This window comes from Bacillus sp. LL01 (genome assembly GCF_001037965.1).
Window position 1 is genome coordinate 48,431 of the sequence record NZ_LFEL01000001.1, and the last position, 12,640, is coordinate 61,070.

The following is a 12,640-nucleotide window of genomic DNA, read 5'->3' on the forward strand; positions in this document are numbered from 1 at the left end:
AAAGAGAAAGGATGGAAAAGATGACACAACAAATAGATCAACTTTCCATTAACACAATACGTACACTAGCAATCGATGCAATTGAAAAAGCAAATTCCGGACATCCTGGAATGCCTATGGGAGCCGCTCCAATGGGGTATTCATTATGGACAAGATTTATGAACCACAATCCGAAGAACCCGAACTGGTTCAATAGAGACCGTTTCGTACTCTCTGCAGGTCACGGTTCCATGTTGCTTTATAGTCTTTTACATCTAGGTGGATACGATGTATCTATGGATGACTTGAAGGAATTCCGTCAGTGGGGAAGCAAAACTCCTGGACATCCTGAATTCGGACATACACCAGGTGTAGACGCAACAACAGGCCCACTTGGACAAGGTATTGCCATGGGTGTTGGTATGGCGATGGCAGAGCGTCACTTGGCTGCTACATATAACAAAGAAGGTATGGAATTGGTAAATCACTTTACATACAGCATTTGCGGAGATGGAGATTTGATGGAGGGTGTATCTGGAGAGTCAGCTTCCCTAGCATCCCACTTGAAATTGGGCCGTTTCATCGTCCTTTACGATTCCAATGACATTTCACTTGATGGCGATTTGGATCGTTCATTCTCTGAAAGCATTGAATTGCGTTTTAAAGGTTACGGCTGGCAATATATCCGTGTTGAAGATGGAAACAACCTTGAGGAGATTGAATCAGCAGTGCAAGAAGCGAAAAGTGATCTTTCTCGCCCAACTATGATTGAAGTGAAAACCACAATCGGTTACGGCTCACCTAACCGTTCAGGTAAATCAGATGTTCATGGTGCCCCACTTGGATCCGATGAATTGAAACTGACGAAAGAAGCATATAAATGGACATTTGAGAACGACTTCCATGTTCCGGAAGAAGTGTACACGCATTTCCGTGAAACCGTTGCGGAAAAAGGTGCCAAGGCTGAATCCGAATGGAATGAGCTTTTCGATGCATACAAATCGAAATATCCTGAGCTTGGGAAACAATTGGAAGCAGCGATCAAAGGTGAACTTCCAGAAGGATGGGATTCCGAGATTCCTGTATATGAAGAAGGTAAAAGCTTGGCATCCCGTGCATCCTCCGGAGAAGTTCTTAATGCCATTGCGAAACAGGTTCCATACCTCTTTGGTGGATCTGCTGACTTGGCTGGTTCCAATAAAACAAATATTAAAAACGAAGCGGACTTCACTGCAGAAGATTACAGTGGACGCAATATCTGGTTCGGTGTTCGTGAATTTGCAATGGGTGCAGCATTAAATGGAATGGCACTTCATGGTGGACTTAAAGTGTACGGTGGTACATTCTTCGTATTCTCCGATTACTTGCGTCCGGCAATCCGCTTAGCTGCACTTCAACAGCTACCGGTAACATTCGTGTTTACACATGATTCCATTGCTGTAGGAGAAGATGGACCTACGCATGAACCAATTGAACAGCTACCTTCATTACGTGCAATGCCTAACCTATCTGTCATTCGTCCAGCTGATGGAAACGAAACAGCTGCTGCATGGAAAGTTGCGCTGGAATCAGAGAAAACTCCGACTGCTCTAGTGTTAACCCGTCAAAACTTGCCTACTATTAAAGGTACAGATGAGACTGCACTTGATGGCGTTCGTAAGGGAGCATATGTCATTTCCAAAGCTGGAAAAGATACTCCGGATGCACTTATCCTTGCAACTGGATCTGAGGTTGGTCTGGCTGTAGATGCACAACAAGCATTACAGCAAGACGGCATTCACGTATCAGTTGTCAGCATGCCAGCATGGGATCGTTTTGAACAGCAATCCCAAGAGTACAAAAACTCTGTTTTACCTAAAGACGTGAAAAAACGTTTAGGTATTGAAATGGCTACTCCACTTGGTTGGGAGCGCTATACTGGGGATGAAGGAGATATCCTAGCCATCAACGGTTTCGGAGCTTCTGCACCTGGAGAGCGTATTATGAAAGAATACGGTTTTACAACAGAAAACGTAGTGGCACGAGTTAAGGCGCTACTTGATAAATAATTGTTAAATACGAAATGGAGCAATGTCGAATTTACGGCATTGCTCATTTTTTTATGGTTTCGACAACATTCGCTAAAAATAGTCCCTTGCCAACTACACTATCAGACAAAACTTTCCTCAAACATTCTCTATAATACTAGTAAAGAGGATGATAGGAGGGTTTCGTATGCGTCAATATATGATTTATTTGATAGAGGAAGAAGTGGCAAAGCATTATTCAGGTAATGAGTTAAAGCTATTCCAACTTTTTCAGCAATACGAGCAAGAGGAACCACTTCATGCAATAATTAAGCAGCAAGTGGACTATGTCACAATTCCCATCCCAACCTTCCCACTCCAACAATCACTAGAATCTATATTGAAAAATAAACAAGGCTACAAACGTGTTGCCTATCAGCATAGAATAGAGAGGGAAGATTCAACTGCCAAACTATCTATTTTTGAAAAATATCTAAAACTTACTTCTACAGGCTCCTTTGAAGCAGAAGCAATATTCTTTGAAATCATCCGAAAGCAGGCACCATATTTTCTGGCAATTGATGCCGATAGTAAAAGGTATGGCTGGCTCCAGCCGATCAAACAAAGAAAATTTGTTTAATGGATAGAGAAAAATAGCGGAAAATGTTGTATAATAGGTTCTAGTTTAGTACACTACATTGGTAGACCTAGTTTTGAGGAGGAAATTTTTTAATGGAAACATGGATTTGGATTCTTATTGTAGTTCTAGCATTGATTGCTGGGGTTGCACTAGGATTTTTCATCGCTCGTAAGTACATGATGACTTACCTAAAGAAAAATCCACCAATTAATGAGCAAATGCTTCGCGTGATGATGATGCAAATGGGAATGAAACCATCCCAAAAGAAAATTAATCAGATGATGTCTGCGATGAATAAGCAAATGAAATAAATGAGAAAGCACTCCAGTGTATGGGTGCTTTTTCTTTTTGTTTGGGGAGATTTATTATGAGTGTGAATACTAATGAAACTCGTATAGACAGCTAGATTTGGAATCTGTGTGTCCATTGGGGGTGTATGAAGCGCAGAATGAGCAATAGAGTAGAAAAACGCGTGTCATCTGTAGCGTATGAAGCCCGAAACCGAAGGCGGTAAGAGAATCCGGTAGTCATAGGGGACGTATGAAGCCCGAAACTGAAGGCGGTAAGTGAATCTGGTAGTCATAGGGGACGTATGAAGCCCGAAACTGAAGGCGGTAAGTGAATCCGGTAGTCATAGGGGACGTATGAAGCCCGAAACCGAAGGTGGTAAGTGAATCTGGTAGTCATAGACGTCGTATGAAGCCCGAAACTGAAGTCAGAAAGAGAATCCGGTAGTCATAGGGGACGTATGAAGCCCGAAACCGAAGTCAGAAAGAGAATCCGGTAGTCATAGAAGTCGTATGAAGCCCGAAACTGAAGGCGGTAAGAGAATCTGGTAGTCATAGGGGACGTATGAAGCCCGAAACCGAAGTCAGAAAGAGAATCCGGTAGTCATAGAAGTCGTATGAAGCCCGAAACCGAAGTCAGTAAGAGAATCCGGTAGTCATAGACGTCGTATGAAGCCCGAAACAGAAGTCAGAAAGAGAATCCGGTAGTCATAGAAGTCGTATGAAGCCCGAAACAGAAGTCAGTAAGAGAATCCGGTAGTCATAGACGTCGTATGACCTCCGAAATTGAAGTCGTCAAGAAAATCCGGCGTTCATAAAACCAGCTTAACCAACAAAAAGAAGTCCACAATAAACCTTGGCATCATAACAAAAAATAATTCTCCATAAAAAACTATCTTCCTAAAAATTTGAATATTTGCTAAACTGTTATAGTTGATCATAGTTATATAAATCGGGGGAAAGACCATGAGTATTTTTAAGGATCTGTGGTGGTTTTTTAAACAGGAGCGCAAGTCATACATTCCGGGAGTGCTCCTACTTGCAATAGTTGCATTTCTTGAACTTATTCCACCAAGAATAGTGGGAATGACAGTCGATTATATTGTGGACGGCACACTCACAAGAGAGACCATCCTGAAACTGATGCTAGTATTACTGGGTACTGCCATTATCGTCTACATTCTTCGGTATCTCTGGAGAATCATGATTTTTGGCCCGGCAGTTAGACTGGCCAGATTACTGCGCAATAATTTATTTGAACACTTTACTAAGATGTCGGCAAGTTTCTATCAGCGCAGACGAGTCGGGGACTTGATGGCTCATTCCACAAATGACCTTCAAGCGATCCAGCAGACTGCCGGTGCCGGGGTACTCACACTTGTCGATTCCTTAATGACCGGTGGATTCGTATTGATTGCCATGGCAGCCACCATCAGTTGGAAGCTGACGCTGATATGTCTGCTCCCACTACCTTTTATGGCATTGGCGACGAACTACTACGGAACTCTTTTACACAAAACATTTCATAAAGCACAAGCTGCATTTTCATCGTTGAATGATAAGGTGCAAGAGAGCGTGAATGGGATTAAAGTGGTTAAAACATTCGGGCAAGAAAAAGAGGAAATTGAAGAGTTTGAAAAACAGGCAGAAGATGTAGTGAAAAAGAATGTTATCGTAGCAAAAATAGATTCCCTTTTCGATCCTACTATTGGGTTGATCATCGGGATTTCCTTTTTCCTTGCCATCGCTTTTGGTTCCAGATATGTCATGATGGGTGAAATGACAATTGGGGAATTGATTGCATTTACTACCTATTTGGGTCTGTTAATCTGGCCTATGCTTGCATTTGGCTGGCTATTCAACATCGTGGAACGTGGAAGGGCCTCCTATGATCGTGTCTCGACACTTATGAGAGAAGAAGTCGACATTAAGAATGCTACTGACTCCATTGAAGTAGTACCTACAGGAGACATTCAATACAATGTGCAAACCTTTACATATCCTAACGAAAAAGAAGCCCTATTACGAGACATTCAATTCCAGTTGAAACAAGGTCAAACTCTTGGGATTGTGGGAAAGACTGGTAGCGGAAAAACAACGTTGTTGAAAATGCTGATCAGGGAATATGATGGCATCCAAGGTGATATTTTTATCGGTTCCTATCCAATTACAAAGTATTCATTGGAATCGCTGAGAAAAGCTATTGGCTATGTACCTCAGGACCACTTCCTGTTCTCGGCAACCATTGCCGATAATATTGCTTTTGCATTACCGGAAGCGTCGTATGAGGAAATAATTCACGCAGCGAAATTGGCAAACATCCATGATGATATCATCGAGTTCACAGAGGGCTACCAGACGATGGTGGGGGAACGCGGTGTTTCCTTATCAGGTGGACAAAAGCAGCGTCTATCCATAGCCAGAGCGTTGCTTATGAATCCCGAAGTATTAATACTCGATGATTCCCTATCTGCAGTTGATGCCAAAACGGAGGAGAGCATCCTTCATGCCCTTAAAGAAAATCGCCAGGGCAAGACAACGATTATTACCTCCCACCGTTTAAGTGCCATCCAGCATGCACAGGCAATCCTTGTATTGGAAAATGGGAAAATTGTTCAGAAAGGTACACATGGGCAGTTGATGGAAGAAGAGGGATGGTACAGGGAAATGTATCATCGTCAAGCATTAGAGTCCCTAGTGGAGCATGGGGGTTAGAAAATGAACAATAAGACAATAACGGCAAAAGAGCAAAGGAAGGTTCTAAAGCGGCTATTAGGATATGCCAAACCACATACAAAACAATTCATCTTTGCATTCAGTTTACTAGTACTTGCAACCATAGGTGAAATAGTAGGTCCCTTGATTATAAAGGTGTTTATCGATGATTATTTAACACCTCAAGTAATGGAAACAGGCCCGATAGTAACACTAGCTTCTTTATATATCGGGATACTGATTGTAAAAGTGGTCATTACTTATTTTCAGCTATTGAAATTCCAGAAAATCTCGTTAAAGATAATTCAAGAGCTCCGGATCGATATTTTTGCAAAGGTACAGCGACTCGGATTGAAGTTTTTTGATAAAACACCTGGGGGGAGTATTGTTTCTAGGGTAACCAACGATACTGAAGCAATCAAAGATATGTTTGTGAGTGTCATATCGACGTTTGTTCAAAATGGTGTATTTTTGATAGGAATATTCATTGCAATGTTTTTCTTGAATGTACAACTGGCCATCTTCTGTTTGCTGATTATACCAATCATATTTGCAATCATGGCTACGTACCGTCATTTCAGTTCGAGGTTTTATGCGGATATGAGAGAAAGGCTCAGCCAGCTGAATGCCAAGCTGAATGAATCATTGCAAGGAATGTCCATCATTCAGGTATTTCGGCAAGAGAAGCGGCTGCGGAAGGAATTCGCAGAGATCAATGAGGCGCATTATCAGGCTGGTGTGAAAAATATCAAGCTTGACGGGCTTCTGCTACGTCCGGCAATCGATTTTGTTTATGTTTTGTCCTTGATTTTAGTGTTGAGTTATTTTGGTATATCGTCCATAGGGAATGTGATTGAAATTGGAGTTCTCTACGCATTTGTCAACTACCTTGGGAGATTCTTTGAACCGGTGAATCAAATGATGATGAGACTTTCTATGTACCAGCAAGCAATAGTTTCCGCGTCCAGAGTATTCCATCTACTGGATGAAAAAGAGCTTGCACCCACAGCAGTAAAGTCGCTAAGTCAACCAGCCATTACTTCAGGAGAAATTGAATTTAAGAATGTGACTTTTTCTTATGACGGGAAGCGTGATGTATTAAAGGATATTTCTTTTACAGCGAAACCTGGGGAAACGGTAGCGTTAGTCGGTCACACCGGCAGTGGAAAGAGCTCCATCATCAATTTATTAATGAGGTTCTATCAGATAGAAAAAGGAGAAGTCCTTATTGATGGTTTTCCACTGAAGTATTTTGAAGATCAGGAGCTTCGTAAAAAGATGGGGCTCGTTCTTCAAGATCCGTTCCTTTTCTATGGAACAATCAGTCATAACATCCGGTTGCATAATCCTTCGATTTCAGATGCGGAGATTAAAGCAGCGGCAGAATTCGTCCAGGCGGATTCGTTTATTAAAAAGCTTCCAGAACAATATGAACAGCTCGTAGTGGAAAGAGGAGCAACCTTCTCAAGTGGTCAAAGACAACTTGTCGCATTTGCAAGGACCATCGCAACCAAGCCCAAGATTCTTGTATTGGATGAGGCGACTGCAAACATAGATACAGAAACGGAAGAAGCAATCCAGACTGCCCTTGAGAAAATGAGGAAGGGTCGAACAACTATTGCAATTGCTCATCGACTTTCCACCATACAGGATGCAGATCAGATCCTCGTTCTGCATCAAGGAGAAATTGTAGAGAGGGGAACACATCAGGAGTTACTGAATCAAGAGGGGTTATATTATAAGATGTATCTTCTTCAAAACGGAAATCCGGATAAGGTGGAGGATGCGCTCATTCATCCCTGATGGATTGTACACGGCCTATTTAGAGGCTGTGTATTTTTTTTGCACAAAAAACAAACCCCTCCTCACTTTGAGAAGGGGTGCAGTAAAAAAGTTCACTTAATTACTATGTATTATTTAGGGACGATGATATGGTTATACTTGTTTAGAAGAGTGTCCAGTTCCTGACTAAGCTTTAATGTTTTAGAAGAGGACATTCCGTATTTTGCGACGATGTCGATCAGTTCAGATCGTTTTTTCTCAATTAAATTCAGTAGTTCTTGTTTAGTAGCCAAAGTTGAGTATCCTTCCTTCTTCCAATTCGTAACATCATTATACTAGAATTTAGGAGGCAATACAAAGAAAAAGTGCAAGTTAATAGGACTTTAATAATTGTTAAACTAGTGAAAAATTACTAGGCAATAATGTCACGGTTTCGTCATACAATATTAAAAAGCTTGTATATGTTTTCAAGTTTTTTCTGTTACTATATAAATTATAATTGTATAGGAGTAGTGATACTATGTCTGCAGATGTTACTCTGTTTTTGGCGTTTGGAGCGGGATTCTTATCTTTCATCTCCCCATGTACGCTACCAATCTATCCTGCCTTTCTTTCCTATATTACCGGTGTATCGGTAGGGGAACTGAAAGAAGAGAAGGGTATGTTTCGTAGTAGAAGTATTTTACATACAGTATTTTTCTTAGTGGGCTTTTCCATCATCTTTATATGGCTGGGATACAGTGCATCATTTTTAGGTCAATTCTTTGTCCAATATAACGATTTGATACGCCAGATCGGTGCTATTCTGATTATCTTTTTCGGACTTGTCATTCTGGGAGTTTTTAAACCTAAATTCCTGATGACAGATAAAAAGCTTACGTTCAAGAATAGACCAACTGGGTACATCGGTACCGTGTTGATCGGAATGGCTTTTGCGGCAGGGTGGACACCTTGTACCGGTCCGATTCTTGTGTCTGTAATGGCCCTGGCTGCGGCAAATCCTGGATCAGGTGTGCTTTACATGACAGCTTATGTACTTGGATTTGCGATACCATTCTTTATCCTTTCCTTCTTCATTGGAAAATTGTCCTGGATTAAGCGCAATCACATACTAATCATGAAAATCGGAGGATATACCATGATTTTCATGGGAGTTTTATTATTCTTTGATTGGTTGACGAAAATAATTGTGTGGTTGACTGCAATCACTGGAGGATTTAAAGGATTTTAAATTGTTTGATATTTTAGTTGATTCTTATGTCTGAAAAGAGTAAAGTTAAAATTGGGAATAAAGGTAAAATAAAACTTTTTTATGGGACATAAGGAGGACTTTGCGGTGGCTAAAGTTTTAGTAGTGGATGATGCAAAGTTTATGAGACTTACAATTGGGAACATTTTAACTAAATCTAACCACACTGTTATAGGTGAAGCAGAGAATGGAAAAGATGCAGTTTCACTTTATCGGGATCATCAACCTGATCTCGTTACCATGGATATCACGATGCCAGAAATGAACGGTATTGAAGCTGTTCGTGAAATAGTGAAAGATTTTCCGAAGGCCAAAATAATCATGTGCTCTGCCATGGGGCAGCAACGCTTGATTGTGGAAGCCATAGAAGCAGGTGCAAAAGATTTCATCGTAAAGCCTTTTGATGAAAGCAGGGTTTTGGAAGCAGTTAAAAGAGTAATAGGATAACTAACAGATGAACTATCTTCTACTTTAAGGTAGAGGGTAGTTTATTTTTATAGGGGGAGCTAAATGCAATTTATAGCGAGAGTCATTGAAGGATTTCTAATAACCTATTTTATTTTTGTCAGTTTTGCATTGCAGGTAGATAATTTTGTAAGTATCTTTTATAGTGAGGACTTTGAAAAGGTGGTGAAAATGGACCAGTTATGGGGTGCCGCCCAATCGGTTCTTATAATCACGATCCTACTATATTTCTTCATTAAAAGTGGCAAGGAATTTTCTTCTTACAAGAAGGGGATGCTTCTTTTATATATACTCAGTTTTGCTCTAACAGCACTTTTTTCCTTCCTATTTCTCATTGGGAACCTTATTATACAAAGAGTGGATTTTGTGGATGGAGTTTGGATGTTTGATACATTGTATTTCGTAGCAGTCCTCTTTTTGCTGTTTGTGTCTATCAGACGTTATAGAGAATTTCAAAAAGCGTAGATATGACTTTTAATATTTCTCTTTTTCGGTATAATAGTAAGAGGTTAAAAGTTGTGAAAACAGAGGATGATTAACTTGAGTACAGCACTATCTACGATTTTTGCAGTATGTATGGCATTACTGGTCTTGTTTATCAGAATGAAAGCTGCGAAAAAACCTTCATCAGTAAAAAAAATTGTATTGCCTCCCATCTTCATGAGTACAGGTGCACTAATGTTTCTATTTCCTGAATTCCGTGTATCTTCGTTGCAAGTATTGGAAGCTTTGACAGTTGGAGCTATATTTTCTATTTTCTTGATTAAAACCTCCAAATTTGAAATGAAGGATAATGACATATACTTAAAACGTTCGAAGGCGTTTGTCTTTATTTTACTTGGGTTATTAGCTATAAGGATTGTTTTAAAACTTGTGCTTAGTACACAGATTGATATCGGTGAGCTGACGGGAATGTTCTGGTTGCTTGCTTTCGGCATGATTGTTCCATGGCGAATCGCGATGTATATTAAATACAAGAAGATAGAGAGTGGTTCCATTCCACCAACGATAAAAACCTCGGTTTAATTACAAACCGAGGTTTTATGCTTTAGTTATTTCTGATGCTGTTGTTTTCCGTTTAAAATAGGTGTTGATATGGGGTGCGATCGATATTTAGGTGTTCCAGTTTTTTTATAAGAAACTTATGATCTCGTTTCGGCGTGGCAAGGATATAGCCGCGAATGACATGTTCTCTCGTAATTTCGTTCGCTTTTTCCTTGTATGCTATTTCGCCGATCTTGCCTGCTATCTTCTGTCTAGCAATGTCACGGAACAGTTCCGGTACAGGTGAAACAAGCTCCTCTAACAGAAGTTTCAAATCATCCGGCCAAAGATGATGGGTTTCTTTCAAGTAGAAATCCTGCCAGTCCAATTCCGATTTTCCATCTTCTTTTGGAAGTCTTTTTAGAAATTTACGAAACATAAAGAATCCACCGATGGCCAGTAAACCGACCATTGTGACAACCCAAAATAAAATTAACCATAAAAACCATCCGGTTAACATGTTCTTTTCCCTCCGAACTCGTTAACATTCTTGTATTATTATAACCGAAACTATTATAATTGCACTAGTAAATGAAAAATTCAACCGAATTCATATAGAAAAATGACAAAGTTTTGACGGAGGTGGCGACGATGAAAAAGATTGGTGCCGTAATTGGCAGCATGGGGAAAACCGAGGTGCTGTCCCAGAAAGTATGCCCTAAATGTAATAGAGAAGTAAAACGGGTACGTATGCAGATAATTGGCGGTGAAAACAAAGGGCAGTGGCAGGAGTATGAAAACGAATGTGACTGCCGACTGGCTGCTGAAACCATGCAGGCGGAAAAACGTAGAAAGCACAAATATTTTGAACAGTTCTGCATTATTCCAAGGGAACTGGAAGATGCCACACTGGAAAATTTCAAGGTGGAATATTCAAGCCAAGGAGAGGCGTTGGCAAGCACCATCGATTTTTTCGACCAGTTTACAGGAAGAGAAAACCTTTATTACTTTGGACGCACCGGTAGAGGGAAGACACATTTGGCGGTCGGGTTGTATAGGTACTTCAAAGACAATAACATTACCGCCATGTTCTTTGATGTCCCAAAACTGATGGATACGATTGTTGCGTCTTGGGACAACGACTCAAGGTATTCTGAAAGCAAGTTCATGAAAGCTATTGCCGAGGTGGATGTGCTTATCCTAGATGATCTTGGAGTGGAGAGGGTGAGTGAATGGGTGGATCAGACAATCTATACCATATTGAATCAGAGACAGGGGAAGAGCATTGTTTTCACCTCCAATATTCATCCTGGAGACCTAACGAAGCGTTACGGGGAACGGATTGCAGATAGAATAAAAAATAAGATGAGTCAGAATCAGTTGATTTCAATAGTAACACCTGAAAGCTTTCGTACAAAAGATTTGACAATGTATAAAGACTAGAAAAACACCCCTAAAATGAAATTTCATTTTAGGGGTGTTTTTTTATGTAGAGGACTTAAAACGACAAAAAATTTAAGAATTGTCTATTTTTGCTAGTGATATAATGGTAAAATAATTCTAAATAGAAAGAAAATAATAGGGGGTTCTTGATATTGAAACAAGTACAACAATTAAAAAATGTAATGTCTAATGTAATTATAGGGAAAGACGAGGTAGTGGAGTTGTTATTCATCTCCTTACTGAATAAAGGGCACGTACTATTGGAGAGTGTTCCGGGTACAGGTAAAACTATGCTGGCAAAAAGTTTTGCAAAGACGATGGATGCTGGTTTCAAACGGATCCAGTTCACTCCAGATGTACTTCCAAGTGATGTTACGGGTATCCAGTTTTTTAACCCGAAGGAACAAAACTTTGAATTGAGACCAGGGCCGATCATGACAAATATCCTTTTAGCTGATGAGATCAACCGAGCGACGCCTAGAACGCAATCGAGTTTGCTTGAAGTGATGGAGGAACGCCAGGTTACGATAGACGGGGAAACATTACCGATTCCTGGTCCATTCATGGTATTGGCTACCCAGAACCCAATTGAATCCCAGCAAGGAACTTTCCCGTTGCCGGAAGCACAGATGGATCGATTCTTCATTCAGATTGACCTAGGCTATCCAACAATGGAAGAAGAGAAAGAAATCATGAACAAATACCGATTGGACGAGCCGATCAAACAGATGAATTCCTTCTTTTCAAAAGAGGAAATTCTGGAACTGCAGGAGCAGGTCAAGCAAGTGAAGGTGTCGTCCGTTGTCGAGGACTACATAATTGAAATTGTACATATGACCAGAAATCATGAAGAAATAGAGCTTGGGGTCAGCCCGCGTGGGACATTGGCATTGATGCGGGCGGCACAAGGGGCAGCTTTCGTTAATGGAAGAGAGTATGTAACACCCGAGGACGTTAAGAAGATGGCACCTTATGTACTCAGTCACCGATTAGTACTTACAATGGAAGGGTCTCTTAAGAAGACCAACAAACAAATTGTCAAAGATGTGCTGGCACGGGTTGTTGTGCCTGTGGAGGCGACAATTTAGGA

Annotated in this window: 13 protein-coding genes; 11 read left to right on the forward strand and 2 right to left on the reverse strand. The window is 40.6% G+C overall.

From position 1 onward, the window contains the following. Positions 1–20: 20 nt before the first annotated feature. The 5 genes from tkt (at position 21) to AB685_RS00255 (ending at position 7,430) form a co-directional block, all read left to right on the forward strand. A complete protein-coding gene (tkt, locus tag AB685_RS00235; RefSeq protein ID WP_047968565.1) occupies positions 21–2,027 on the forward strand; it encodes a transketolase in 2,007 nt (668 codons plus the stop codon). Between the two features lie 166 nt (positions 2,028–2,193). Beyond that, the gene (gene sirA, locus AB685_RS00240) at positions 2,194–2,625 is read left to right on the forward strand and encodes a sporulation inhibitor of replication protein SirA (protein ID WP_047968566.1); all 432 of its coding nucleotides are present in this window, start codon (positions 2,194–2,196) and stop codon (positions 2,623–2,625) included. 92 nt (positions 2,626–2,717) lie between these two features. Then, complete coding sequence (locus AB685_RS00245) at positions 2,718–2,936, forward strand: YneF family protein (RefSeq protein ID WP_010193468.1); 219 nt, start codon at positions 2,718–2,720, stop codon at positions 2,934–2,936. Positions 2,937–3,878: 942 nt separating this feature from the next. Further along, positions 3,879–5,627 (forward strand): ABC transporter transmembrane domain-containing protein, encoded by a 1,749-nt coding sequence (locus AB685_RS00250; RefSeq protein WP_047968567.1) that lies wholly within the window; start codon positions 3,879–3,881, stop codon positions 5,625–5,627. Positions 5,628–5,630: 3 nt separating this feature from the next. Continuing rightward, on the forward strand, positions 5,631–7,430 hold the full coding sequence (locus AB685_RS00255) for an ABC transporter transmembrane domain-containing protein (RefSeq protein ID WP_047968568.1): 1,800 nt from the start codon (positions 5,631–5,633) through the stop codon (positions 7,428–7,430). 110 nt (positions 7,431–7,540) lie between these two features. Here AB685_RS00255 and AB685_RS00260 read toward each other — a convergent pair whose 3' ends face one another. After that, entirely contained in the window at positions 7,541–7,702 is a 162-nt protein-coding gene (locus AB685_RS00260; protein ID WP_047968569.1) for an aspartyl-phosphate phosphatase Spo0E family protein, read from the reverse strand. A 227-nt stretch (positions 7,703–7,929) separates the two neighbouring features. Between AB685_RS00260 and AB685_RS00265 the strand changes: the two genes are divergently transcribed. The 4 genes from AB685_RS00265 to AB685_RS00280 all read left to right on the forward strand — a co-directional run bounded on the left by AB685_RS00265 (position 7,930) and on the right by AB685_RS00280 (position 10,149). After that, positions 7,930–8,640 (forward strand): cytochrome c biogenesis protein CcdA, encoded by a 711-nt coding sequence (locus tag AB685_RS00265; RefSeq protein WP_047968570.1) that lies wholly within the window; start codon positions 7,930–7,932, stop codon positions 8,638–8,640. A 105-nt stretch (positions 8,641–8,745) separates the two neighbouring features. Beyond that, a complete protein-coding gene (locus AB685_RS00270) occupies positions 8,746–9,105 on the forward strand; it encodes a response regulator (RefSeq protein ID WP_047968571.1) in 360 nt (119 codons plus the stop codon). 63 nt (positions 9,106–9,168) lie between these two features. After that, entirely contained in the window at positions 9,169–9,588 is a 420-nt protein-coding gene (locus tag AB685_RS00275; RefSeq protein ID WP_047968572.1) for a hypothetical protein, read from the forward strand. A gap of 66 nt (positions 9,589–9,654) precedes the next feature. Then, complete coding sequence (locus AB685_RS00280; protein ID WP_047968573.1) at positions 9,655–10,149, forward strand: cytochrome c biogenesis protein CcdC; 495 nt, start codon at positions 9,655–9,657, stop codon at positions 10,147–10,149. A gap of 52 nt (positions 10,150–10,201) precedes the next feature. Here AB685_RS00280 and AB685_RS00285 read toward each other — a convergent pair whose 3' ends face one another. Continuing rightward, on the reverse strand, positions 10,202–10,627 hold the full coding sequence (locus AB685_RS00285; RefSeq protein ID WP_047968574.1) for a DUF2621 family protein: 426 nt from the start codon (positions 10,625–10,627) through the stop codon (positions 10,202–10,204). 131 nt (positions 10,628–10,758) lie between these two features. Here AB685_RS00285 and AB685_RS00290 point away from each other — a divergent pair, with 131 nt between their 5' ends. After that, positions 10,759–11,550 (forward strand): ATP-binding protein, encoded by a 792-nt coding sequence (locus AB685_RS00290; RefSeq protein WP_047968575.1) that lies wholly within the window; start codon positions 10,759–10,761, stop codon positions 11,548–11,550. A gap of 149 nt (positions 11,551–11,699) precedes the next feature. Beyond that, positions 11,700–12,638 carry a MoxR family ATPase gene (locus tag AB685_RS00295; protein WP_047969651.1) on the forward strand — a complete coding sequence of 313 codons (939 nt, stop codon included), beginning with the start codon at positions 11,700–11,702 and terminating at the stop codon, positions 12,636–12,638. Positions 12,639–12,640 lie beyond the last annotated feature (2 nt).

Bases quoted from the DNA above. Each gene is read 5' to 3' on its own strand.
- AB685_RS00250 (WP_047968567.1), top strand. From the start codon at position 3,879: ATGAGTATTTTTAAGGATCTGTGGTGGTTTTTTAAACAGGAGCGCAAG.
- AB685_RS00265 (WP_047968570.1), top strand. From the start codon at position 7,930: ATGTCTGCAGATGTTACTCTGTTTTTGGCGTTTGGAGCGGGATTCTTA.
- AB685_RS00245 (WP_010193468.1), top strand. From the start codon at position 2,718: ATGGAAACATGGATTTGGATTCTTATTGTAGTTCTAGCATTGATTGCT.
- tkt (WP_047968565.1), top strand. From the start codon at position 21: ATGACACAACAAATAGATCAACTTTCCATTAACACAATACGTACACTA.
- AB685_RS00290 (WP_047968575.1), top strand. From the start codon at position 10,759: ATGAAAAAGATTGGTGCCGTAATTGGCAGCATGGGGAAAACCGAGGTG.
- AB685_RS00255 (WP_047968568.1), top strand. From the start codon at position 5,631: ATGAACAATAAGACAATAACGGCAAAAGAGCAAAGGAAGGTTCTAAAG.
- AB685_RS00280 (WP_047968573.1), top strand. From the start codon at position 9,655: ATGATTAACTTGAGTACAGCACTATCTACGATTTTTGCAGTATGTATG.
- AB685_RS00275 (WP_047968572.1), top strand. From the start codon at position 9,169: ATGCAATTTATAGCGAGAGTCATTGAAGGATTTCTAATAACCTATTTT.
- AB685_RS00285 (WP_047968574.1), bottom strand. From the start codon at position 10,627: ATGTTAACCGGATGGTTTTTATGGTTAATTTTATTTTGGGTTGTCACA.
- sirA (WP_047968566.1), top strand. From the start codon at position 2,194: ATGCGTCAATATATGATTTATTTGATAGAGGAAGAAGTGGCAAAGCAT.